Origin of the sequence: Psychrobacter sp. NG27 (assembly GCF_016106655.1) — a bacterium.
Taxonomy (GTDB): domain Bacteria; phylum Pseudomonadota; class Gammaproteobacteria; order Pseudomonadales; family Moraxellaceae; genus Psychrobacter.
Window position 1 is genome coordinate 92,418 of the sequence record NZ_JADGIN010000002.1, and the last position, 23,431, is coordinate 115,848.

22 protein-coding genes are annotated in these 23,431 nt (G+C 44.2%); 7 read left to right on the forward strand and 15 right to left on the reverse strand.

Features of this window, described 5'->3' with window-relative positions; genetic code table 11:
* Positions 1-52: 52 nt before the first annotated feature.
* From IP485_RS03830 to erpA, 3 genes are all read right to left on the reverse strand, one after another.
* Positions 53-580 carry a disulfide bond formation protein B gene (locus IP485_RS03830; RefSeq protein WP_198326078.1) on the reverse strand — a complete coding sequence of 176 codons (528 nt, stop codon included), beginning with the start codon at positions 578-580 and terminating at the stop codon, positions 53-55.
* Between the two features lie 169 nt (positions 581-749).
* A complete protein-coding gene (gshA, locus tag IP485_RS03835) occupies positions 750-2,324 on the reverse strand; it encodes a glutamate--cysteine ligase (protein ID WP_198326079.1) in 1,575 nt (524 codons plus the stop codon).
* A 361-nt stretch (positions 2,325-2,685) separates the two neighbouring features.
* Positions 2,686-3,066, reverse strand: a complete 381-nt coding sequence (gene erpA / locus IP485_RS03840; protein WP_227669969.1) for an iron-sulfur cluster insertion protein ErpA — start codon at positions 3,064-3,066, stop codon at positions 2,686-2,688.
* A gap of 470 nt (positions 3,067-3,536) precedes the next feature.
* On the opposite strand from erpA, the gene IP485_RS03845 reads away from it, so the two are divergent.
* Positions 3,537-5,570, forward strand: coding sequence for an ABC-F family ATP-binding cassette domain-containing protein (locus tag IP485_RS03845; RefSeq protein ID WP_198326082.1), 2,034 nt, complete (start codon positions 3,537-3,539; stop codon positions 5,568-5,570).
* Between the two features lie 74 nt (positions 5,571-5,644).
* On the opposite strand, the gene IP485_RS03850 is transcribed toward IP485_RS03845, so the two are convergent.
* Positions 5,645-6,007 (reverse strand): septal ring lytic transglycosylase RlpA family protein, encoded by a 363-nt coding sequence (locus IP485_RS03850; RefSeq protein ID WP_194363360.1) that lies wholly within the window; start codon positions 6,005-6,007, stop codon positions 5,645-5,647.
* A gap of 501 nt (positions 6,008-6,508) precedes the next feature.
* On the opposite strand from IP485_RS03850, the gene IP485_RS03855 reads away from it, so the two are divergent.
* The 4 genes from IP485_RS03855 (at position 6,509) to IP485_RS03870 (ending at position 10,746) form a co-directional block, all read left to right on the forward strand.
* Positions 6,509-7,000 carry a DUF3015 family protein gene (locus IP485_RS03855; RefSeq protein WP_198326085.1) on the forward strand — a complete coding sequence of 164 codons (492 nt, stop codon included), beginning with the start codon at positions 6,509-6,511 and terminating at the stop codon, positions 6,998-7,000.
* Between the two features lie 119 nt (positions 7,001-7,119).
* Entirely contained in the window at positions 7,120-9,174 is a 2,055-nt protein-coding gene (locus IP485_RS03860) for a DUF4105 domain-containing protein (RefSeq protein WP_198326086.1), read from the forward strand.
* Positions 9,175-9,323: 149 nt separating this feature from the next.
* Positions 9,324-10,322, forward strand: coding sequence for a DnaJ C-terminal domain-containing protein (locus IP485_RS03865; RefSeq protein ID WP_198326091.1), 999 nt, complete (start codon positions 9,324-9,326; stop codon positions 10,320-10,322).
* Between the two features lie 100 nt (positions 10,323-10,422).
* Positions 10,423-10,746 (forward strand): chaperone modulator CbpM, encoded by a 324-nt coding sequence (locus tag IP485_RS03870; protein WP_197174872.1) that lies wholly within the window; start codon positions 10,423-10,425, stop codon positions 10,744-10,746.
* Between the two features lie 91 nt (positions 10,747-10,837).
* Here the strand turns inward: IP485_RS03870 and sstT are convergent, their stop codons facing one another.
* The 4 genes from sstT to IP485_RS03890 all read right to left on the reverse strand — a co-directional run bounded on the left by sstT (position 10,838) and on the right by IP485_RS03890 (position 15,373).
* The gene (sstT, locus tag IP485_RS03875) at positions 10,838-12,040 is read right to left on the reverse strand and encodes a serine/threonine transporter SstT (RefSeq protein ID WP_198326092.1); all 1,203 of its coding nucleotides are present in this window, start codon (positions 12,038-12,040) and stop codon (positions 10,838-10,840) included.
* Positions 12,041-12,326: 286 nt separating this feature from the next.
* Positions 12,327-12,824 carry a DNA polymerase III subunit chi gene (locus IP485_RS03880; protein ID WP_198326093.1) on the reverse strand — a complete coding sequence of 166 codons (498 nt, stop codon included), beginning with the start codon at positions 12,822-12,824 and terminating at the stop codon, positions 12,327-12,329.
* Positions 12,825-12,831: 7 nt separating this feature from the next.
* Positions 12,832-14,490, reverse strand: coding sequence for a leucyl aminopeptidase (locus tag IP485_RS03885; RefSeq protein WP_198326094.1), 1,659 nt, complete (start codon positions 14,488-14,490; stop codon positions 12,832-12,834).
* Positions 14,491-14,755: 265 nt separating this feature from the next.
* On the reverse strand, positions 14,756-15,373 hold the full coding sequence (locus IP485_RS03890) for a cysteine hydrolase family protein (protein WP_198326095.1): 618 nt from the start codon (positions 15,371-15,373) through the stop codon (positions 14,756-14,758).
* A 591-nt stretch (positions 15,374-15,964) separates the two neighbouring features.
* Here IP485_RS03890 and IP485_RS03895 point away from each other — a divergent pair.
* Entirely contained in the window at positions 15,965-17,254 is a 1,290-nt protein-coding gene (locus tag IP485_RS03895) for an LPS export ABC transporter permease LptF (protein WP_198326097.1), read from the forward strand.
* Positions 17,254-18,462 (forward strand): LPS export ABC transporter permease LptG, encoded by a 1,209-nt coding sequence (lptG, locus tag IP485_RS03900; protein WP_198326099.1) that lies wholly within the window; start codon positions 17,254-17,256, stop codon positions 18,460-18,462. Before IP485_RS03895 ends, lptG begins: the two co-directional genes overlap by 1 nt.
* Before the next feature lie 86 nt (positions 18,463-18,548).
* Here lptG and IP485_RS03905 read toward each other — a convergent pair whose 3' ends face one another.
* The 7 genes from IP485_RS03905 to IP485_RS03935 all read right to left on the reverse strand — a co-directional run bounded on the left by IP485_RS03905 (position 18,549) and on the right by IP485_RS03935 (position 23,372).
* Positions 18,549-19,157, reverse strand: coding sequence for a class I SAM-dependent methyltransferase (locus IP485_RS03905; protein WP_197174865.1), 609 nt, complete (start codon positions 19,155-19,157; stop codon positions 18,549-18,551).
* A 59-nt stretch (positions 19,158-19,216) separates the two neighbouring features.
* Positions 19,217-19,657: an MgtC/SapB family protein gene (locus IP485_RS03910; protein ID WP_198326100.1), complete on the reverse strand. Its 441-nt coding sequence runs from the start codon at positions 19,655-19,657 to the stop codon at positions 19,217-19,219.
* Between the two features lie 149 nt (positions 19,658-19,806).
* Positions 19,807-20,145, reverse strand: a complete 339-nt coding sequence (locus IP485_RS03915) for a DUF3817 domain-containing protein (RefSeq protein WP_320159113.1) — start codon at positions 20,143-20,145, stop codon at positions 19,807-19,809.
* Positions 20,146-20,183: 38 nt separating this feature from the next.
* Positions 20,184-21,122: a site-specific tyrosine recombinase XerD gene (gene xerD, locus IP485_RS03920; RefSeq protein WP_198326102.1), complete on the reverse strand. Its 939-nt coding sequence runs from the start codon at positions 21,120-21,122 to the stop codon at positions 20,184-20,186.
* 24 nt (positions 21,123-21,146) lie between these two features.
* Positions 21,147-22,349: a methyltransferase gene (locus tag IP485_RS03925; protein WP_198326103.1), complete on the reverse strand. Its 1,203-nt coding sequence runs from the start codon at positions 22,347-22,349 to the stop codon at positions 21,147-21,149.
* Positions 22,350-22,469: 120 nt separating this feature from the next.
* The gene (gene tusA, locus IP485_RS03930; RefSeq protein ID WP_198326455.1) at positions 22,470-22,796 is read right to left on the reverse strand and encodes a sulfurtransferase TusA; all 327 of its coding nucleotides are present in this window, start codon (positions 22,794-22,796) and stop codon (positions 22,470-22,472) included.
* Positions 22,797-22,853: 57 nt separating this feature from the next.
* Positions 22,854-23,372 (reverse strand): hypothetical protein, encoded by a 519-nt coding sequence (locus IP485_RS03935; protein WP_198326105.1) that lies wholly within the window; start codon positions 23,370-23,372, stop codon positions 22,854-22,856.
* Positions 23,373-23,431 lie beyond the last annotated feature (59 nt).

Below are 23,431 nucleotides of genomic sequence, written 5' to 3' on the forward strand. Positions count from 1 at the left end.
AAGACTTAATACTGAGAGCAAGTTGTGGAAAACTTATGCAATCAAGACAGATCTAGGCGATGCGAGTAGCCTTAGGCGATTTAATAATACGCATCAATATCAATACATGTACGATCAACAGTACGACAAATAAAATCAAAGACTGCTCAGGAATACTCAATCCCACAAAGGTCCAATCGACTGAGGCACATTCACCAGAGCCTGCAAAAACTTCCTTGAATACTTGCAAAATAGGCAAGGTATCAAGCCAATAGTCTAGACCCGGACCACATGAGGGCACTTGATCAGCCGGTAGATGCTGTAGCCAAACATGACGCGTAGCAACCGCAGTAGCCCAGCCAATACCTGCCAAACTACCAAACCACAATAACAGTCTAACCACTTTAGACTTGGGATTAAATAGCGCTGATATCAAGGCAAAACTGCCCATGATTATCAGACCCACACGTTGAAAGATACAGAGCGGGCAAGGCATTAGACCCAAGTGGCGCTGTAAAAAGAAAAACGCAAAGCTCATTCCTATGATTGACATCAAGACCAAAAATACTTGCAAATTACGGTAGGTGGTTAGCTGTCGCATTATACGGTTACTCTTATGGATTCATCTAAAATAGGTAGTAAAGCCAATCTTATATGATATGGATACGATGTCAGACGTGCGCCGTCTACTGTGTATAAGGCGCAGTCTTGTCTGTCATTTATCCCAATCATCTCAAACTGACCCTAGTTAGCAGGGAGTTAGCAGAGTGCTAGCGATATTGCTGCAAAAAGTCCATAAAGTCATCTGTCTCAGACTTTTCAATATCAGCTTGCTGGAGAATGGATTTTTCTGCCAATACTTCATACTTCGCTTGGGTATTTGGACTGAGCGTTTGCTGCAATAGAGAATCACGATGCTGCTGAGCCAGCGTAAAGCCAAGTTGCCATAAGCTACCGAGACGCTTGCTGTCGGAGTTGACTTGAGCGGAGATGGTCGACTCAGAATGCCCTGCTTTGCCTTGCATCAACGCCACTGCAGCGCGGTAATCGTTACCACCATAGTGTGCATCTAGCAATGCGGCAAGCGGTTGCATACGCGCTAAGTGCATGAGCATCCAGCTTTCAAGCGATTGCTCTTCACCGTTATTGATAATATGCAAATCATCACGGCGACCTTCATTGACCACGCGCTCAAGATTGATGGCCAAGGCATCTTCTTCATCAGGGAGCAAATCAGGAGACTCATTGAACAAGCAATATAGCGCCATGACTTCTAGGAAACAGGCACTAGAGAGACGAATACCAACATCACTGTATGGATCGAGATCGATAGCACGGAATTCCACATAAGCAATACCGCGACGCTCAAGCGCTTCAGTTGGTGTCTCACCACTCATCGCAATTTGTTTTGGGCGGATAGGGCTGTAGTATTCGTTTTCTATTTGCAGAATATGATTGTTGATCTGAATCGGATTGCCATCTTCATCTTCTAGGCCAAGCTTGGCAAAGCTTTCATGCGGTGTTTGAATCGCACGGCGCAGACCTGCGACATATTCTGGTAAATAGTTATAACGAATATCAAGCTGCTCTTGCACGCTATTGGTGTAGCCAAGTTTGCCCATACGCAGACTGGTGGCAGTAGGCTTATAATAGGTAGAGTTATTCAGCAGCTCTAAGTCATGCTCACGGCCTGCTAAGAAACAAGGGCAGACGCTTGGACTGGCACCTAATAGATATAGAACTAGGCTGGTCAAACGCTTAAAGTTGCGAATAAGGCCTAAGTATTTTTCATTTTTGAACTCTACTAGCGTCTGGCTTTGTGCTGTTGGCGTTTTGGCTTGCCACGTTTCAAACAGCTCATCACCAAATGATAAGTTGTAATGAAGACCTGCAATGGTCTGCATGCGGCGACCATAACGAATACCTAGACCACTGCGGTATAAGGTTTTGAGCTTACCAGTGTTAGAGCTGCCATAATCAGCCAATGGAATATCTGCATCATCAGAAGACAACATACAGGGCATCGATAGTGGCCACATCAGCTCACCTTCAGGCATGCCCTGATATACCAATACATGCAGTTGGCGCAGCATATTTAGCGTTTCTTTTGGTGAGGCTTTGGGTTCAGTGATAAGCTCAAGCAAGCTCTCTGAGTAATCTGTAGTGATAAAAGGATGGGTAAGTTTTGACCCCAGTTTGGCAGGATGCGGCGTTTGTGCTAGGTAGCCATCTGGCTTCACACGCAGCCCTTCTTTTTCGATACCGCGGAGCATACCCGTCAAATGCTGGCTGTCAAACCAATTGGGAATCTCAAAATCAACAAAGCTACTCGCAAAATTACTCATAATCGTCGTCTATGGTCATTTATTATGGCGGATCGAAACACGCAATGTGTAGGTCCATAAAATAGGTAAATATTAGGTCAATAATTCCGTCAGTTTAGCTCAAAGCCGTGTCGAAAACCACGGACGCTTACAAATACGATAAGCTTTAGAAGAGCTGACTTGCTCGAGTTTTGACACGTATTTTTTAGTAAGCTGACTGGCAGTAAGATGTCGATACTGGTAAAGAATATCGACAAAAAAAGCACCTACCCCAGAGATAGATGCTTTGATTGTTATGCCGTTAGGCTGTCTAAAACAATATCAGCGCTCACCGTAGCATCTCAAATATAAGGCATTTAAATCAGATTACATTTAAAGCATATTATATAGAAAACGATGAGCCACAGCCGCAAGTGGTTGTCGCGTTTGGATTGGTCACGACAAACCGTGCGCCTTCTAAACCTTCAGTATAGTCAACCGTAGAGCCTTGCAAATACTGATAGCTCAGTGAATCAACGACCAACGTTACATCATCGTTGTCAAAGTTGGCATCATCTTCATTCAGCTCATTGGCAAAATTAAACCCATAAGAAAATCCTGAGCAGCCGCCGCCAGTCACATAGACGCGCAGCATGAGGTCGCTATCCCCTTCTTCTTCACGCAGACGGCGCACTTTTTGTGCCGCACTGTCTGTGAGACTCAATATTGTTGGATCTACTGGCTGACTTGAGCTTGGACTAAATTGGTTGGCTGATTCGTTCATATCTACCTCAGTTGCTAGGATCAAATGCGGTCGTCGTCCTGTTTGGGTTTGCCATTAAATAGTGGCAAATAAAGATACGTACGGCGTTTGACTAAATTGGGTGCTGTTATCATGGCCGCGCTACATACTATAGCTATCAAATAAAGGTATGTAAGCCACTTATATTTTAGCAGTATATCATAATGGGGATATTGATTCGTTTGTCAAGAGTGACGCAACTAACTGAATGTTACCTGCCAAAAATATCGTCATAATAGGCTCATGATACCGAGTATTCATGAGCCTATTGGCTTTGTATAATATCCAAGGTTTTACGATAACTGTGGCCTAAATAATTGCTTAGTTTTGAAATAGTTATTTAATCGTTTGCCTATAGGCCAAGCGTTTGAAATAATAGCCGCCAGATAGCATACCCCATGTGTGTTTTTTATTGCCTTATATTTATATTATTGTTGAGATGAAGAAATTATATGATCGAATTTAAAGACGTTGGTGTTCGCCGTGATGGTCGTGAATTGTTTGCAGGTGCAAGCTTCCAGCTCCATCCAGGTCACAAAGTTGGCTTGACGGGCAACAACGGCACGGGCAAATCTACCTTATTTGCTTTGTTATTGACGCAAATGGGTAAAGGCGATACTGAGGTCACGCTTGATAGAGGCGAGGTCAGTATCCCTGATAGCTGGCATGTGGCGCATATGGCACAGGAAGTGGGTGCCACAACGCAGTCTGCGGTTGATTATGTATTGAGCGGTGATGAGCAGTGGTATGAGATCAATGCCGCTCTCAATGATTTGAGTAGCGTGAGTGACGAGCAGATTGGGGTATTGCATCAGCAGTTTGACGAGATCGATGGTTATCGTACCCCGACTAAAGCCGCACAAATTATGGCAGGTCTTGGTTTTAATACTAGCCAGCATGAACTGCCAGTAGAGGGCTTCTCAGGTGGTTGGCGCATGCGTCTGAACCTTGCTAAGACCTTGATGAGCCGTGCTGATCTGATGCTACTCGATGAGCCAACCAACCATTTGGATTTAGACGCTATCTTGTGGCTTGAGACTTGGATCAATGCCTACACCGGTCTGGTCATTGTTATCTCGCATGACCAAGCATTTTTGGATGCAACCGTCGGTCATATCTTGCATGTAGAACAGCAAAAAATCACCCTTTATACGGGTAACTATCAGCAGTTCATTCGCACGCGTCATGAGCGTATGGCGCAGCAGCAGCAAGCGTTTGAAAAGCAAGAAGCGACTAAGGCTCATTTGGATGACTTTATTCGTCGTTTCCGTGCCAAAGCCAGTAAGGCCAAGCAGGCACAGAGCCGTATTAAGCAGCTAGAGCGCATGGCAGAGCTGTCTCCGATGATGGCAGACAACCCATTCTCGTTCCAGTTCTATGAGCCAGCAAACATGAGCTCACCACTGATTGAGCTGACCAATGCAGATATTGGCTATAGTGAGACACCACTTCTACACAATGCCAATGTACAGGTGACACCTGATACCCGTCTGGGTCTGCTTGGTATGAACGGCGCTGGTAAATCAACGTTGATTAAGGCGTTAGTCGGTGAACTTGGGGTATTGACCGGGAAATATCGTGTTTCGGATACACTGAAGTTAGGGTATTTCAACCAGCATCAAATGGATATCCTAGATGCCAAAGCAACGCCTATAGAAATGTTACGTCGCCTAGCAGGTAAAACCTCTGATGCGATGCTACGATCGTTCTTGGGCAGTTTTGACTTTCGCGGTGAGCGTATCGATACCCCAAGCGAGCTATTCTCTGGTGGTGAGCGTGCGCGTCTGACGCTAGCATTGATCGTTTGGCAACGTCCAAATGTCCTTGTGCTTGATGAGCCAACCAACCATTTGGACTTGCAAATGCGTCAAGCATTGACCATCGCTTTGCAAGGTTTCCAAGGGGCAGTGGTACTGGTCTCGCATGACCGTGAATTGATTGCCAACGTCTGTGATGAGCTGTATCTGGTGCATGACGGTATCATAGAAGAGTTTGATGGTGATATCAGCGACTACGGCAAATGGCTCGCCGAAAAGCGCAAACAAGAAAACTCTCAGGATAAAGGCAACAATAAAAAGAAAAACAAAAAGGCCAACAAGAAGTTTGTTTCACGTGAAACAGGCGATGATAAATTCGCTGCATCAAACAATAACGAGCAATCAAAAGCATCACAACAACAGCCATCTGCTCAGCCTGCGCTTAGTAAAGATGCACAGCGTAAACTGGCTGCTGAACAACGCAAGTTGACAGCTCCTATTCGCCGTGAGATCGAAGAGACCGAAAAGCTATTGGCTAAGATTGATGGACAGCTTGTGACGCTAGAAGAGAAGCTTGCTGATACAACATTGTATGAAGAGAGCCGTAAGTTTGACTTATTGGTACTACTCAATGAGCAGACTGCGCTACAGCAGCAGCATAGTCATAACGAAGAGACGCTGTTGCTATCGATGACGACGTTAGAAGAGATGGAAGCCAAGTTTGCATAAAGCATTTTAAATAATTGGTACTTATATAGTAGATATAAAAAAGGGATGGCTTACGCCATCCCTTTTTTATTACATCATTCCTTACGATATTTCCCATCACCGTACGACAGTATTTTCATCGTGGTCGTACAAAGCTGACAGTTTATTTCACCAGCAGCGGCTTTCGATAAATCAAGGATACGGCCGCCAATGAAAGGGCCTCTATCGGTGATTTTTACGACTACGCTCTGCTTTGTCTTTTGATTGGTCACTTGTACCTTAGTGCCGAACGGTAACGTGCGATGTGCAGCGGTTAACGAGTTCATATTAAAGATACTGCCACTAGCAGTACGCTTACCGTGAAACTTACTACCATAGTAGCTGGTATTGGCAGCGAAAACCGTGGTGCTAAGTAATAGTGATAATGCGACAACCAAAGACTTGATTAAATAAGACATTTAATACCTTTAAGCAATTAATAAAATAGACAGATACTCTTGCCTACGTTATCTATACTCCCTATGAGTATGAATAATAGGGAGATTCTACAAGCATGAGCTTGTCATATTATTACTGCTCTGTAAAAAACTCATGAGGTCAAATACCTGTTTTTTAAGAGAAAAAACACACTTTGGAGAAAAAATAATGGTGGTATAAGTGCTAAAAGGGCTCTTATAGAGATTGATTCTTATATAGAAGCCGACAAAATATTGGAAAGCAAGTCATACAATATAGATAGGTAATATATAAAGACTAGCGCTATCGATATAGCATACTTAGTGTTATATGAGAATCATCACAAGTCCCTAAATTCGTGTAAATAAACCTTGCTATATTCTTACTATTTCGTACAATACGCAAGGTTAAACATTATTCTGGAATATCTATTGCATATACTCCTCATAATTTTAACCATACTGCCTAATAACTTATTTTTTATCGTTTTTTAAGGAAGTTTTATGTTGAAAAAAATTGCGTTTGCTTCAGTTATCGCGGCAATGATTCCGTTTGGTGCAGCAAATGCTGATCTTGGCTCTAAATTTAAAAAAGTAGAGACTGGTCGTACGATTGAGCAAGTTTACAAAGAATGTGGTATTGGTGGTGCTTTGTTTGGTAATTCAAGCCCTATCCTAGCTATTATCTCTAACGTGACTTGGGATTGGGGAACTACCGCTGCGACTTCTAATTCTATGTCTCCTGAAACTTGCCAAGGTGGCAACGTCAAAGCAGCTGTTTTGATCAAAGAAGCATTCCCAAGTGTTGAAAAAGATCTAGCGTCAGGCCAAGGTGCTCATTTATCTGCACTACAGAGCGTAGCTAACTGTGATTCAGCGGCTAGTGTACGTGCACAATATGGTCAATACACGCAGACTTCTGCTTATCGCAATGCTACGCAAGATCAAAATGCAGAGACGCTATTTAGCATCGTTCAGCAAAGCTGTGCAATCTAAAGATCGCAAGTATAGGCAGTTGGTTTGATACTGACGCTTATGATTACTTAATGATAAAAACACGTAAATCTAGGTTTACGTGTTTTTTATTGCTCATATATTGATGGTATCTGGATAAAATGCAAAAAATATTGTTATGGATAGCTTGTCTTGCTGCGACGACTGCTGGTGCGGCAGTACTTGATGAATCGTACTCCCATACCTTAGGATCAGTGAGGGTAGATAAAGAATCTGAGGTTACCTCTATTGATGAAACGGCTATTGAAGCATATAAGACTGACAGGGGGGCTGATAGCTTATCAGATGCTCAGCAGAGCATACAACCGCTTAATGAAGCATACGTACGAGAGCAAAAACAAGATGCCAATAAAGATATGGCTATCGATCCCATAACACTAGAGTCATTGGCCAATCATCCTCAGTGGCAACATTTATTATTTTATAAAAATGGCAAAGCTGAAGTCATCTCGCCAGATTTTTATTTAACCAACCCAAAGCCACGCTCAAAACGAAACTTTGATCCTTATGCAGAGCTCATCGTAACGATAGAGCAAATGCATGATGATAGTATTGTTTGTAGATATCCTGCCAGATATTTATGGTTGAATCATCACCTACCTCAATTGAATGTCAACCTAAAAAATTGCTCACAATTACCCGATCCAAATCAAGCGATCAGCCTGATTCTAATAAGTAATTACCTAAAAAACCCAGCTTCTTCGTTCGGTCATGTACTGGTAAAAACCAACACGTCTACAGGTGATTCAGATGGTTTGGTTAATGATGTAAGAGCGCTTTCGAGCGAGGACTTGCTGAACAACTCATATAATTTTGGTGCGCGTATTCCAGCAAATGAGAATGGCGCCATGTATGCTATCAAAGGGCTATTTGGACTGTACGATGCTGGGTTTTCAGAGACGGAATTTTTCAAGCAAGACGCGGTGTACTCCAAAAATGAGCAACGAGATATGTGGGAGTATGTCCTCAATCTTGGCGCATTCGACACACAGTTATTGAACTATCATTTATATGAAGCCAAGTCTGCTCGTTTTGATTATTACTTCATCAAGCAAAACTGCGGCTATCGCTCAGGAGAAATACTTGAGCTGATAAGTGATATCAATACGACTGAACGCATCGGCCCTTGGTACGCGCCAGACTATGTATTCGATCAGTTGTTAGAGTACGAAAACGGGGCTGAGTCGCTCGTTGCCTCGGTACGCTATTTACCATCTGAGCAAACACAGCTGCGAGAGAAGTTTGTACAGTTATCTAAGCCAATACAAAAAACCATTAATTCAGTGATTCGCACTGAAGATATCACCTCGCTTACCAATTTGAATGTAGAAGATAGAGCGCTAGCCCTTGATTTTTTAATATTGCACCGAGCGTACAAAATATCGCAAGACGACACGCCAAAGCAGCGAGCTTTCAAAAGCGAATTGCTCAGTCAGCGCTTTTCGCTACCAGCCAGTAATGGTCTAGCTCAGTTGTCTGTACCAAATAAAATATCACCGGCATTAAGCAATAAAACCACACAAACTAAAGTGGTCGTATCTGATGACATGGCAGAAGTCGGTCTGTCCTTATTTGTAAAAGACCCACTAAACGCTTACACGGATATTGATAGGCGTTTTGAGGCAGTGCAGGCATCTATCGGCTACAATATTGATGAGCATAAATGGGCATTGACGGACTTTGTGTTTTTAGATATGCAGCAGATTGAAGATCTTAGACAACCGTTATCAGGCGAACCCAAACTGTCTTGGCAATTGAAAACGGGTGCTCGTACAGACGGTTTCACTGGTAACCATCATAGTCCTTATGCACAAGCTGGTATTGGTGCAGGCGCTAAATTCGGTAAGCATATATTGGGCTATAGCATGATCAATGCGACTGTCCATGATCAAGACAGACATGCAGATATTGGCATCGAGTTTGGAGTACGTGCAAAACGTGAACGCCAAAGTGTAGAGTTGTCTTATACTGCCTCAACACGAGAAGGACGTGCTGCCATTGATCTTACCAAATTGACATTACGTCAGCAGTTATCAAAGAATAATGATGTCAGACTCATGATGACATACTCTGACTCAATGAGGTCTGACAACAGTGCTGTGCTAAGTAATAGAGATAACCTAAATACTGCAATGGCTTGGCATCATTACTGGTAATATTTATATAGAGGTTTATTTCTATTGTCATTGAGATGATGAGTAAGCTGAGAAAATTTGCATACTGAAATCAAGTAGCCACTTCTATCGTATTGTTTTAAATTGGCAGACCGATATCACTAATATGTTTTATTTTGAGGAAAAATAACATGGCAGAGAAAAACTACTATGACATTTTAGGGGTCAAAAAAGACGCCTCAGACGCTGATATCAAAAAGAAATACCGTAAGCTCGTTCGTCAATATCATCCCGATGTCAGCGATCATCCGGACGCGGACAATAAGATTGCGGAGATCAATAACGCTTACGAAACCATCAGAGATAAAGACAAGCGTGCCGAATACGATGCCATGCTAAACAACCCATTTGCGGGACAAAGTAGCGCAAGCGGGTTTGGTGGACAGTCAACGACAGGTCAAGGCGGCTTCCGTTGGGAGGACGTAAAAGATCAGTTCGGTGATGGTGAAGCTTATGGAGATGGTGGCTTTCGCTTCGATGATATTTTTTCAGCATTTGGTCATGGCGCACGTGGTTCAACGAATGGGCAGGCGGGTAGCCAATCACAACGTGGTGGTTTTGGTGCACAAGATACTAAAGGGCAAGACCAGCATGCCGAGATTACCGTTGATTTGTCTTCAGTCTATAACGGTGATGACTATAGTATTAAGCTAAATGTCCCTGTGAGGCAGCCAAATGGCACTGTCGATTACGACAACAAGACCCTCAAAATAAAAATCCCGAAAGGCATTACGGATGGCAAGCAAATCCGCTTAGCAGGGCAAGGTGCTGCTGGTAGCAGTAACGGCAAAAATGGTGATTTATTTTTGAAGGTTAAAATTCGCCACGATAGCAATATTCGGATAGAAGGTGCAGATGTCTATCAGACCGTTAATATCGCACCGTGGGAGGCGGCATTGGGTGAAAAAATCAATGTCAGTACGCCAGCAGGTACGCTGGGGGTGAGCATTCCTAAAAATAGCAAGTCTGGTAGCAGTTTACGTTTGAAGGGTAAAGGTATCCCTGCCAAGCAAGCAGGCGATTTGTACTTGACGGTAAATATTGTCAATCCAGATATCAGTAGTGATGCGGCGATGCAAGCGTATGAGCAGCTAAAGCAAGCCTTTGCTGACACCAGTATCAACCGCTAAATAACATTATGGTTAACCGTTAGGTATCACTGTAGTGAGAAAAAAATCGCAGAGATGAACACGATACCGATGATATAAAGATAAAACGAGGATAATAGCTATGAAGCACTCGACTGAATTTACCGACATTATCATGAGCTTAGATGAACTGGTCTCTGCCTGTGGCCAAGAGCGCCAATGGGTCATCGAGTTAATCGAAGAAAGTATTATTGAGTATGACGTACCAGAGCATGAAAAATTTACTGGTTACCAGCTGACGACCGTGCGCCGTGCGTCGCGACTCAGTCGCGATTTTGAAGCCAGCGTGCCAGCGATTGGTTTAATTCTTGAACTGCTAGATGAGGTTGAGCAACTGCGACAACTCAAGCGTCAGATAGAGCTGCAAACCCCAGCCATAGAAGTTGATATCGACAATTCAAAGTAGTTAAAAATAGTTAGATGATCAATAAGACCGCATAAAAAAAGGGCCCATTAAAGGCCCTTTTTTTTATTGGTAGAAAATGCTTTATTAAAAATTAACGAGAATACGTAGGATCAGCTGCTGCCGTAAATAGTACGTCAGTTGAAGAGTTCAAGGCCGTCTCAGCCGAGTCTTGAATCACCCCGATGATAAAGCCAATCGCAACCACTTGCATTGCAATGTCATTTGGAATGCTAAACAAGCTTGCGGCGAGTGGAATCAACAGCAACGAACCACCAGCGACACCGGAAGCACCGCAAGCACTAACCGTAGCGACTATGCTTAACAACAGTGCTGATGCAAAGGTGACTTCGATACCCAAGGTATGAGCCGCGGCAAGCGTCAAGACGTTAATGGTGATCGCCGCACCTGCCATATTGATGGTCGCACCCAGTGGAATGGTCACAGAATACGTGTCTTCATGCAGTCCAAGCTTGCGGGCAAGGTTCATGTTGACAGGAATGTTGGCGGCTGAACTGCGCGTAAAGAACGCTGTGATTCCTGACTCACGTAAGCAAGTGAACACGAGTGGGTACGGGTTTTTGCCTGTTTTGATCAGGACGATAAGCGGATTTGCGACCAACGCGATGAACAGCATACAGCTGACCAGCACCATTAAGATACGCGCATAACCTGCCAAAGACGCAAAACCGGTCTCAGCCACGGTACTAGCGACTAGACCCAAGATACCAAATGGGGCTAACGCAATAATCCACTTGACGACCTGTGAGATCGCATCCGCAAAATCACCAACGACTGTGCGAGCGGTGTCACTGGCTTGACGCAAAGCAAAACCAATAATGATGGCCCATGCTAAGATGCCGATGTAATTGGCTTCAGCGATGGCATTGATCGGATTGGCCACTAGGTTCATCAATAAGTTGGTCAATACTTCTTTTAGATCAGCAGGTGGCACTTGTGCGATATCGGCGTTTATCAATACCAAGTCGGTTGGGAATAAAAAGCTGGCACCCACCGCTGTTAGCGCTGCCAAAAACGTGCCGAACATGTACATGATCAGCACCGGCTTCACATAGACTTCATTGCCACTGCGATGCTGGCTAATCGCTGCCATGACCAAAATAAATACTAGGATAGGCGCGACCGCTTTTAGGGCACCGACGAACAGTGTACCAAGTAAACCGATGGCAGTACCGACACTTGGTGCGAGCCAGCCAATCAACACTCCCAATACCAAACCGATAATAATGAGCGGAACCAACCCGATACGTTGGTACATCGCAATCAATGAACGCATTTGTACATCCTCGACGTCTGTCAAAAGTAAATGAATTGTTTGAATGAAAAATTATCGAAGGATGGTAGCATTTTTTGACATATTCGCATACCGCTCATAGTAGCGGCTGCTATGCATTAAGTAGGAGGTAATAGGAGAATATAGCGAGTACGATAAAGGATGCCACGAGGATGAGCTAAGGTTAGCCAATAAAAATGCCTCATCAATGAGGCATTAAAAACAGCGATGTATAAAGTGAGAAGTATATTTCGTAACGATAAGCTCAACAGAAAGCGACAGGGTAGAGCTACACTTTAAAGTGGGTCAGCTCATAGCCTAATTGCTGATAAGCCTTATATTTATCACGGCCTGCTTGGGTGCTTGTGGTATCGGGTTTGATTAACTCAAGGATTCGAGAAGGTTTGGCATTATTGGTAACTGCCATAAAGTCATTCACAGGGCGCGTCGTCGTATTGAGTACAATACCAGCAAAATCTGCTGGCATATGACGGCCGAGCAATACGGGTGCTCGTGATTGATTAAAAACATGAGCGTCAGCACTGTCTGTGTCGATGATTTTAGCCTCAGTACGTTTACCGTCATCAGATAGACATTGATGCGGTATAAAGCTCGTCGCCTCTTGTGCCCAAAGCGCTGTGTCTAGCGTCGTCAATAATGTCTCATCTTCGATAAGGATCAGCAAAGACTGAGTGCTTTTATTCAGCGCCGTCTGGGTCAACTGACAAATAAAGCCCAAGAAATCTTGGGCCTTACTCTCACTTAATACATAAAAGCTGATCTTCATAAAATGCTTATACTCTGTCTGCGCTGTTTTTTAGATATTGCATAAATAACGGTACAGGACGACCAGTTGCTGCTTTGTCTTTGCCTGAATTCCAAGCCGTACCCGCGATGTCTAAATGCGCCCATGCTTGACCTTCTTCAACAAAGCGAGACAAGAAGCAAGCGGCAGTGACGGCTCCAGCACCTTTACCACCGATGTTTTGCATATCAGCGATCGGTGAATCAATCTGTGCTTGATACTCATCATCTAAAGGCATATGCCAGATAAGATCACCTGATAGGTTACTCGCGTTCTCTAAATCAAATAATACGTCTTCATCGTTACTAAATACAGCTGAACGCACGTGACCTAATGCAACCACACAAGCACCAGTCAATGTCGCGACATCGATGATGGTTTTTGGATTATAGCGCTGTACATAGCACAAAGTATCTGCCAATACCAAACGACCTTCCGCATCGGTATTCAAGATTTCAACTGATTTACCGTTCATGGCTTTGACGATATCGCCTGGACGCGTCGCATCACCTGATGGCATGTTTTCAGCGCAGGCAAGCGCACCAACGACGTTGATTGGTAGACGAGCTTCACACAAAGCTTTGATCGTGCCTAGTACTGAGGCTGAACCGCCCATGTCAAATTTCATCTCATCCATTGCTGCACCTGGCTTGATTGAGATACCGCCTGAATCAAAGGTTACGCCTTTACCGACCAATACGATAGGCGCATCATCATTGGTGGTTTGTGCATTATCGTCGCTAGCTTTGTCTGCTTTCTTAGTCGATTTTTTGGTTGGCAATTTATCAGCCAGCGCTTTTAGACCACCAGTTACTTTTGCACTGTTAGTAGCTTGCTCGGTGGTGCCCGCGTTTGCACTGAATGCTGATTTGCCGCGATACTCCATGATGACAAGCTTACCTTCTTTGGTAGAACCTTGTGAGACTGCTAAGAAGCAATGCATGCCCAGCGCTGACATCTCATCTTCACCCAGTACTTTGACGGTTAATAGGTCAGGATAGGTTTTTGCAAGTTCTTGCGCTTGCTCTGCCATGTACGCAGGGAAGCAGATATTGCCTGGTTCATTGGCGACATCACGTGTTAGGCTCTGACCGGCGAATACCGATTCAGCAAATGCGAGTGCAGGTTGTAGAGATTCATCAGCCAGTAGATAAACATCAGTCAATACGGGCGTCGCTTGTTCAGATTTGTATTTGTCAAAGCGATAGCTGGCTGCCAATAGGTTAAGGGCAAACTGACCAAAATGATTTTCTTCTAAGGCATCGCCTAGTGCGACCGTAATAGAGGCCACGCGTTTTTGCGTACTGTTATAAATGGTATTGGCGATTTTTTGTAATACGGTATTGCTGAATTTGTCAGTGTTGCCCACACCAACCAATAACAGCTGCACAGGGTTTTGCTTAGTGGTTTTTTTATCACCTGCCAACGCATAGTCAGCAACGGTTTCGCATGCTGTTCCTTTGAAATGTGACACTTCAATCAGCTGCTCAATACGGGCAGTGTAGTCGGTCAGTGCTGATTCAGCTAAGATGTTTTTCTTACTGTCGATTAAAACAACCAAGCAAGCGCTGTCTTTACTGTTGGCTTCTTTTTTTAGAATTTTTTGGGTATGTGTCTTTGGCAGATGCTGAGATAATTTGATATTCATACAGTTATCCTTATTAGAGTTATGATGATTATAACGTTCGTATATTGCTTATGATTATTAGAGTATTTGGTCTATTGAGCAATCACGATAGTGTAGCATATTGCAATATCGCTATGCAGTTAGCAAAGCTTAAGTAAAAAGGTTTGAGCTAGGTTACCGTGTCCATTCACCTAAGCCTTTGATTGTGATATCAGAGACTTATTCAAGAGCATAGTTTACGTGCTCAAAGACTAAACCTGATGTCTTAGTCACTCTACTTAGCCATTTAGCCATTGACCAGCTCATCAGTAGTCACTAAAGCGGCAAATCTATCTTGTAATGCAGCCATCGCTGTATCATGCATCACCTCAGCGCTGATGGTTTCTCTTTTGGCACTAGGCAAGTCACGTGTGGCACAGGCATCGTGGCAAACAAAGCTGTCGAAGCCTAAATCAAATGCCGCGCGGACGCTTGAGCTAACGCACATATGACTCATAAAACCCGCAAAAATAATTTGCTGCTTTGACGCTGATGCAATCAATGACTGTAGCTGCGTATCATGAAAGGCGTTGGGATGTTTTTTGGCAATCACTGTCTCACCATCATGTGACTGTAGTTGCTCGACAATCTCGACGTTAGACGACAAAGGGTCGAATACATTGCCGTTTTCTGCGCCATGATGCGTAATGTGAAAAATCGGAATGTCTTGCTGACGGGCTTTATCAAGTAACAGGCGTGCATTTGAGATGGCTGCGGCACCTGCTTGTCCTAATGGCATCGCACCGTCGACGTACTCGTTTTGATAATCAATTAAAACAAGCGCAGCGTTTGACCAGTCGAGTGTGTCGAAAGCGCCACCAGCGAGTTCGAGTAAAGTAGCAGGGTTAGATGTGGTTTTATTCATTAGTATTATTCTCCGTTGATGACTTATTCTGTTATTTGCTTATTCCGTCAAGTCGTGTTTATCGTTAAGCCATAGGCTCTGTTATATAACATACAGAACCGAGCTTCATTTGCTTTAGCAGCACTTAGTCTAGCAATTTATCTTAGAGAGTGACGCTTGATGATACGAATGACAAACAAAGCTTTCTAAAATAAATAAAGCAAGAATCTAATAAAATAAAAAGTGATAATCTAATGTTACTCGAGAATTTGCTGCTCTTTTATCCAATATTTGATATATTCTCCGCTTGCTGACATTAATGCACTGTCAGCAATGAGTACGTAATGTTTTCAAACACATTTCACCGTCATTTTTGAGCAAAACATGCTAGCATTGACGGTTATGTCTGTCGTTTGTGCTTATGAGGTCTGATCAGTTGATTATTTGACGAGGTTTGTCTTTATACAGCTACTCGACTGCACCAATATCATACCTATGATGCGTTATCATTTCGCCCAAATTTCGTGATCAACGTATCAAAAGCTGTGCACCTACCAACGTCTCACGCATACCCACTGTTTAAGAGTACCCATTGTGATATTACGCCGCTATATGACCCAACAAGTTGCTTCAACCACTGCCTTAGTACTGGGTTTTTTAGTGGTAATGATGTTGGGTGGTCGTTTGATACGTTATTTTGGCATTGCCGCTGAAGGGCGTTTGGATGTCAGTTTGCTTTTTACGATTATCGGGTACAACCTACCGTACTTTTTAGAATTGATACTGCCTTTGGCCTTTTTTATCGCGCTGATGTTGGTGTTCGGTCGCTTGTATGTCGATCAAGAAATGGCCGTTATCAATGCCAGTGGCGTATCGCGTGGTAAGCTTGCACGGTTGATGACACCCTTGATATTGGCATTATTTGCGGGCGAGGCTGCACTGTCTGTCGTGGGCAAACCCTGGGGCGTACGCTCGTCTGAGGCCGTTTGGCAGCAGCAAGCCTTAACCAGTGCGTTTGATTTGATTCGTCCCAATGAGTTTATCAGTAGCGGCAATTATCATTTGTATGTAGGCAGTCTTAGCGACGATAAGAAAAAACTACAAGATGTGATATTGATCCAATCTGAGCCTGAAAAAAAGGGCAGTGCTGCGACAAATACTGCATCTGTTGATAATTCATTAGACCAAGACACCGCTGAGCAAATGGGCATCTCGGATCTGCCAAAAGACATCATAAACAGTGGTGCAAAAAACATCAGCAAGGATACGATTACGCTTGCCAAGCGTGCTGAACAAGTCGACACGGGCAATACGGGCGTGACCCAGTTGGATTTATTCCAAGGTCGCCGTTACGAAGTCGGTGCAGGCAGCTTGAAATACAACCAAGTCACCTTCGATCGTTATCGCATCACGTTGACGGAATCCTCCAAAGAAGTCATCACAGAAGACAATATCGAAACTCAAAAAATTGGACCTCTATGGCAAGCAGCAACGAGTGGATCACAAACTAGCACCAATAGTGCATTGCGTGCTGCTCAAGGTGAACTCGGTTATCGTCTCGCACTACCGTGGCTGATGATTATCGCGCCTATGTTGGCAGTGCCACTCGCACAAGTACGCCCTCGCCAAGGTCGCTGGCTGCGCCTATTCCCCTCTATTTTATTGTTTGTCAGTTGTGCACTGGGTATCATCTCGCTCAAAAATGCCGTGAGCAAAGACAGCGTCAGCGTATGGGCCTATGCATGGCTGATTGTAGGATTTATGGTATTGGCACTTTATATGAATTGGGGCAGCCGTGTGCAGCATCGACTTCGTTTTCGCAAACCAGAAAACAGGATCGGCAATGCCTCAAGCAATGGCATAGACAATCAAAACAGTGGCTCACAAGGAGGGCAGCTCTAATGCGCTCTTTATTTGCTAAATCTGTAGACTCTGATCAGCTGGCCAAAAAGGCCGGCAGCCTAAAAGTGCTCAGTCGTTACGTTAAGCTCAATGCTCTGCTCGCTATCATCGGTGCCGTCGTTGGATTGTGGGCGCTACAGTTGGTCTTTTCTTACTTATCAGAGCTCGATTCGTTAGATGACAACTACACCATGGGTGAGGCGCTCAAATATATCTTTTATCGCTCACCGTACTTTTTAGAGCAGTTTATTCCAACGGGCGCATTACTTGGTGCCGTTATCGGATTGGGACTACTCGCCAATAAAAGTGAACTGGTGGTTATGCGTGCGGCTGGAGTCAGTATTTATCGCATCGTCGGCTGGGTATTGCAGCCCGCTTTGATTTTTGTGTTATTGGCACTGGCTATCAATCAGTTTGTGTTACCGTATTCCAACCAGCTGGCAAAGCAGATCAATGAGGAAGACAATATCTCGCTCGTTACTTCGGTACGTGGCTATTGGACGATACAGCCAAGATTTGAAAGCGCAAAAGATGGTAGCGCCACCCCAGATGGTAGCGATATTTTGTATATCGACTATGCAGATGTCAAAGGCAACATCGGTGAGGTCAAACGTTGGCATTTGGACAACGATGGCAATTTGCAAACGGCTGTCCATGCTGAAGGTGGGAAATATACTGGCCGTGCTCCTATCGATACGGACAGTGAAAAGCCAAGCGAGCAGTATCGCTATGAGTGGCAACTAAATGATATGGTCAAGCTCTCTATCAACCAAGGTTTTGAAAGCAGTCAAGCTGTAGCACCGTCAGATACCCTAAGCTTACCATTCGCCCCAGAGTCAGTATACTTACTCACGCGTAAGGCAGAGGATTTATCATTGACGCAGCTGTATGAGCATCGTACGTTTATGCGGCAACAGGGCAATCGCTCGTTAGAACACGAAGTCGCGTTTTGGCAAAAGCTGCTATCACCATTATCAATATTGTCGCTGGTAATCGTTGCTTGCTCGTTTGTCTTTGGCTCACTACGGACGCACAGCTTAGGCTTACGCATCGTAGTAGCATTACTGTTTGGATTGCTATTCAGCTATATTCAGGATTTGGTTGGTTTTGTATCGCTGGCGACAGGTTTTTCGCCTATGCTGATGGTGCTATTACCGATTATCGGCAGTGCGCTATTGGGCGGATATTTAATAAAACGGCAGATGTAGCCAGATATCATTTGCCATAAAGAAGCCCGCTAAAACATAGTTTTTTAGCGGGCTTCTTATTTGTATCTTATTTTTGGCGTTTGGTATTAGTCTTTGGTCGCCATAGTAATGGTATAGGTTTTACCTTGTTTGACTTTGTCGCTATTGCCAAATACTTCGGTAAATGAGCGCTTCACAAACTGACGTAAGCCATTGATGGTCACTACATAAAAACGGCCGCCTTTACGCATGCGTGCATAAGCATCGAGGAAATATAGATAATGCTGCTCTTTACCTACTTTGGCAGGCAAGTTCGACATCACGAGGCTAAAGTCTTTGTCTTTTGCCACATGATTAAAGCCGTTTGATAAATGCACATCGACATTTTTCAGACCGTTTTTCTCACAGTTACGGCGCGCATATTCTACTGCCATAAAGTCTTTATCGATCAAAGTGTGCAGACCATTTGGACATTCACGTGCTGCTGTCATACCAAGTACGCCGTAACCACAACCTAAATCTATAGAATCATCGTCAGCTTCAAAGTCAATATAATCAAGCAGCATCAAGCTACCATCATCAAGCTTCTGCGGTGAAAAAATACCCCACGTGGTCGCAAAATCAAATGGTTTGCCAAGTACCTCTTGGCGAAAGTTAATGTCTTCTCGCCAGTGTTGGGCGTTCTTTAATAGGTCAGCAGGTGGTCTATGGCTCATGGGGTTCTCAATTGATAAGTATGGTGAGTATTGTAGCGACAACGGAATAAAATTTCAGCTTACTTTTCGGTTTGCTTCTCTGTTTTAAATGGATCAGAGAACTGCAATATCAAAAAACTAACAATAGATAAAATAATAGCGATTTCGTAGCGGTTATAAGCGACGGAGATGCCGATAGCACCTGTATTCCATAAACTTGCTGCTGTCGCTGTTCCTTTTACGCTGCCGCCACTTTTGAAAATAGCGCCGCCACCGATAAAGCCCATACCCGTAATAATACCGTACATGATACGTGCTTCGGCATCACCATCTGGATAAATATCTCGGCCCACCAACATAAAAGCACAGGAGGCAATAGTTACTAATGGAAAGGTTCTGAGTCCTGCACCACTGTCTTTCATTTCTCGATTGAGGGCAATGGGTAACGACAGTATAAAGGCAATACACAACTGAAAAAAATGATAGCCCATTAACTGTAAGTCGATATCAAATCCAAACATAGCTCACCCCGCTATTCACAGACCAGTGGTTAATAATCTATGATACATGGTTACGGATCATTTAAAAGACATCGATATTATTTTAATGATTTCTGCAATATCGTCATCACTACAGCGTTATAGGTTTGCGTTATCGAGATTTTTTGAAACTACTTTCCCAACCGCTTCTTTAACACATAATCAAAAATAAACGGCCCCAAGGGCAAAAACGAGCCAAGCACACCAGCAGGTAACGCCCATAGCGGCATTTTTATTTTGCTCGCTGTGATGATCAGCACTATGATATAAGCAACAAATAGTATCCCATGCAATGGGCCGACATAGCTCACTGTTTCAGGCATACCCAGCATATATTTTAATGGCATGGCGATACCCAGCAACAGTAGAAAAGACGTACCTTCTAAATAACCCATGATGGTTAATTTCTTAAGAGCAAAAATTTGCTTTTCGGTTAGGGCAGGCAAGGGAGATGGTTGAGCTTGCAACACAGTTTAGTCCTCTAACGATCATCAATAAAAATTAAATCCTAACCTCGTGGATGATGCTCGGCATGCAATTTCTGCAATCTGGCAGTCGCCACGTGAGTATAGATTTGCGTGGTGGACAAATCACTGTGCCCTAGCAGTAACTGCACACTGCGTAAGTCTGCACCATGATTCAGCAAATGGGTAGCAAAAGCGTGGCGCAGCGTATGCGGTGACAGCTCTTTATCAATACTGGCAACCTTGGCGTACTTTTTGAGCAAGTACCAGAAGTTCTGCCGCGTCATATAGCCACCTTGCGCGGTCAAAAATACCGCTTGGCAATTTCCTGATTTAAAATGCGCAATCAAATCACTACGAGCATGCGTTAGATAGTCCTCTAGCGCATCGTTTGCATATTCGCCGAGTGGCACTAGTCGGGTTTTATTACCTTTCCCCGTGATTTGTAGCCAGCCAGCGTTTAGGTTTACTTGCTCTAATGAGAGATTAATTAACTCGCTCACACGCAGCCCGCAGGCATATAGTACCTCTAGCATGGCTTTATCACGTAGTCCGAGTACAGTGCTGGTATCAGGTGAGGCAAGTAGATTGTCGACATCTGCCTCTGCCAAATCTTTCGGTAGTGGACGACCCAGTTTTGGGCTTTTGATACGCTCACAAGGGTTGTCTTCACGCAGATTACTAGCAATCATCCACAGATAAAACTGGCGCAAGCTTGAGAGCATGCGTGCTTGGGTACGTGGGGTTTTGCCTTCTTGAGTGAGTGTTGATAAGCAGTGCAGCACGTCATCAGGCTGCCAGCGTGTCAGGGCAATAGGATTGGTCAGTTCGCAAGAGCGCAGGTCGCGGACATACGCATTACGAGTACGAGTCGCTAGACCACGTGCCAGCATGGCTTGCCGAAACTCAGTCATATAACTGGGTTCGTCATCTACTGCCAGCGCCTTAGGTTGGCGCTGTTGCACGGCACGATCACGGCTCATAATTCAATACTCGATAGCTGAATGTTAGATAAGTGTTAAACACCATAACGAGGTAACTTCAGCACTGCGCGCGACATGTAGCGGGTCTGTATCATCTTGGCTGCGATTATGCTTAGGTTGGGTATCTAGACGATATTTTACCGCCAATCCCGCATCAGTAAACAAGCTTAATAACTCATCACGGGCACGCAGTTGTAGGTGCTCAGCTAAGTCCGACATGATCAACCAAAGCTCTCCATGCTCAGCTAAGTGTTGTTTGGCACCTTGCAACACCCCACGCAGCATCGCGCTCTTGGCATCATAGACGGCGTACTCAAGAGACGAGCTTGGCTTAGCAGGTAACCAAGGCGGATTACAGACAATCAGATTGGCGAGCGGTGCATCAGTCGGATACAAATCCGCTTGCTGCAATTGTACGGCAGGTAACTCTAACCGTGTAAAGTTCTCGTCGGCACAGGCCAAAGCACGTGGATTCAAATCCGTTGCTATCACTTGCGGAACGCCGCGTTGCGCTAAGATAATAGCCAGTAATCCTGTTCCGGTACCGATGTCATAGGCGACATCATGAATCGCTGGTAGCGGTGCATCGAGCAACAGCTGCACATACTCATGACGGGTTGGTGCAAAGACGCCATAATGCGGGAAAATTGATAAGCCTAAGCTGTCTATTGGGACGCCTTTTTCGCGCCACCCTGCTGCGCCAAGTGCGCCTTGCATATCACGAAATGATAATACGCATGGCTCATCGATTGCACCAAAGGCTGCTGTACAGGCCGCACTGACATCAGGGGCGCGGCGTAGTTGGCTGACGTAACTGGCATCAAGCTCTAGTAGTAAACGGCTTAATATGCGTGAGCGTTGGGCTTGTAATTGGCGCTGCTGATGAAAGAGGTTAGGTATTTCTTTAGAGCTGACTGAATCAGATTCTGCTGTAGGTTTCGCTGCTTTATTAGCCGCTTTTTTTGCTTTACGCAGCTCAGAGCGCTCATTGGTACGATCTATGCGACGACCGAGCGCTTGTAGCAACTGGCGTGCATTATGAAAATCACCGCGCCATAGCAGTGAGCTACCTTCGCACGCCAAGCGATAAGCATCATCTGCGGTCGTTGTATCATCGACCAATACAATGCGCGCAGGTGGCATATGATTGCTTTCAGACAACCAAAGAGCATTACGTAGAGTTTCGTTTTCTTGCCATTGTACATACTGCTTTTCTATTTGTAACACGTAATAGCCTACCTTTTGTGAAAGATATATCTCGTACAAAGTAAAGATATCTTTATATTGTTTGTTGCACTGTCAATGTTTTGCTGTGACTAATGCTTTGCTGCGGTAACTTAAGTGAATTTAAGCGCTTTTTTTCTTAACCAAATAGCGATAAAGCGTCACACTTATGGGTGCATCATCATCACTATCCACTTTGATTTCATCAGGATCAGTATCTAAGCTCACGTTTTCAGCCAGCGTCTCTTGACCGAGTAGCTCATGGCCCAAATGACGACAGAAATTAGGAATATCACGAGTGGTAGCAGGGTCAGTGGCCAGTATTTCAATCACCTCGCCACCACCTGCGCTACGTATCACTCGGTGCAGCATCATAATGGGCTCAGGGCAGATCAGCCCTTGGGTGTCTAAGTGGTGATTGATAGCAGTGTCTGGTATAGAAGTGGTCATAGTCATGATAATAACGCTAAATGGATGGATTTGAGAACGAGTGGTTGTTTTAATCGTTTAAGGGTGCGTACTGTCTGGATCATCTACAATGACTGTCTCTGACGTTTCATCAATATCATGCTCATCAGCGACTTCCAAAAAATCAAAAAACCGCTTAAAACTGACTTTAAATAAAAATGCCACACCCAGCCAACAAGACAATCCAAGCCATACGGTATCAGCAAATAATAGCCCGCCAATCAATATGATGGTCGATACACCGATACTCATGGCAATCATCGAAGGCTGGTTTAAGCGATAACGATAAACCACCAGCGCATCATAAATGGTGATCGGAATTGTGAGGGTAATTAATGCATAGGGTAGGTTGTAAAATAATTGATAAAGTAGTTGATTGTCATGGAAGGCTTTGACACTAGCAATCGTACCGAACACGATGAATGCAATAATGGCGGCATAGATGAGATAAATCGCTACTTGGTTTGCCCGCTGTGCGCCTTTGATACGAGCGATGGCAAGCGGTGCAAAACCACGTTGTGATTTATTCTGCGTTGATTGGTCTGAAACAGTAGTCATAATAATCAGTCATTTATCCGTTTAGATGATATGGTCAATCCACTATATAGCAGAAATTA

Coding starts and splice junctions, on each gene's coding strand:
- IP485_RS03830 (WP_198326078.1), bottom strand. CDS start 580: ATGCGACAGCTAACCACCTACCGTAATTTGCAAGTATTTTTGGTCTTG.
- gshA (WP_198326079.1), bottom strand. CDS start 2,324: ATGAGTAATTTTGCGAGTAGCTTTGTTGATTTTGAGATTCCCAATTGG.
- erpA (WP_227669969.1), bottom strand. CDS start 3,066: ATGAACGAATCAGCCAACCAATTTAGTCCAAGCTCAAGTCAGCCAGTA.
- IP485_RS03845 (WP_198326082.1), top strand. CDS start 3,537: ATGATCGAATTTAAAGACGTTGGTGTTCGCCGTGATGGTCGTGAATTG.
- IP485_RS03850 (WP_194363360.1), bottom strand. CDS start 6,007: ATGTCTTATTTAATCAAGTCTTTGGTTGTCGCATTATCACTATTACTT.
- IP485_RS03855 (WP_198326085.1), top strand. CDS start 6,509: ATGTTGAAAAAAATTGCGTTTGCTTCAGTTATCGCGGCAATGATTCCG.
- IP485_RS03860 (WP_198326086.1), top strand. CDS start 7,120: ATGCAAAAAATATTGTTATGGATAGCTTGTCTTGCTGCGACGACTGCT.
- IP485_RS03865 (WP_198326091.1), top strand. CDS start 9,324: ATGGCAGAGAAAAACTACTATGACATTTTAGGGGTCAAAAAAGACGCC.
- IP485_RS03870 (WP_197174872.1), top strand. CDS start 10,423: ATGAAGCACTCGACTGAATTTACCGACATTATCATGAGCTTAGATGAA.
- sstT (WP_198326092.1), bottom strand. CDS start 12,040: ATGCGTTCATTGATTGCGATGTACCAACGTATCGGGTTGGTTCCGCTC.
- IP485_RS03880 (WP_198326093.1), bottom strand. CDS start 12,824: ATGAAGATCAGCTTTTATGTATTAAGTGAGAGTAAGGCCCAAGATTTC.
- IP485_RS03885 (WP_198326094.1), bottom strand. CDS start 14,490: ATGAATATCAAATTATCTCAGCATCTGCCAAAGACACATACCCAAAAA.
- IP485_RS03890 (WP_198326095.1), bottom strand. CDS start 15,373: ATGAATAAAACCACATCTAACCCTGCTACTTTACTCGAACTCGCTGGT.
- IP485_RS03895 (WP_198326097.1), top strand. CDS start 15,965: ATGACCCAACAAGTTGCTTCAACCACTGCCTTAGTACTGGGTTTTTTA.
- lptG (WP_198326099.1), top strand. CDS start 17,254: ATGCGCTCTTTATTTGCTAAATCTGTAGACTCTGATCAGCTGGCCAAA.
- IP485_RS03905 (WP_197174865.1), bottom strand. CDS start 19,157: ATGAGCCATAGACCACCTGCTGACCTATTAAAGAACGCCCAACACTGG.
- IP485_RS03910 (WP_198326100.1), bottom strand. CDS start 19,657: ATGTTTGGATTTGATATCGACTTACAGTTAATGGGCTATCATTTTTTT.
- xerD (WP_198326102.1), bottom strand. CDS start 21,122: ATGAGCCGTGATCGTGCCGTGCAACAGCGCCAACCTAAGGCGCTGGCA.
- tusA (WP_198326455.1), bottom strand. CDS start 22,796: ATGACCACTTCTATACCAGACACTGCTATCAATCACCACTTAGACACC.
- IP485_RS03935 (WP_198326105.1), bottom strand. CDS start 23,372: ATGACTACTGTTTCAGACCAATCAACGCAGAATAAATCACAACGTGGT.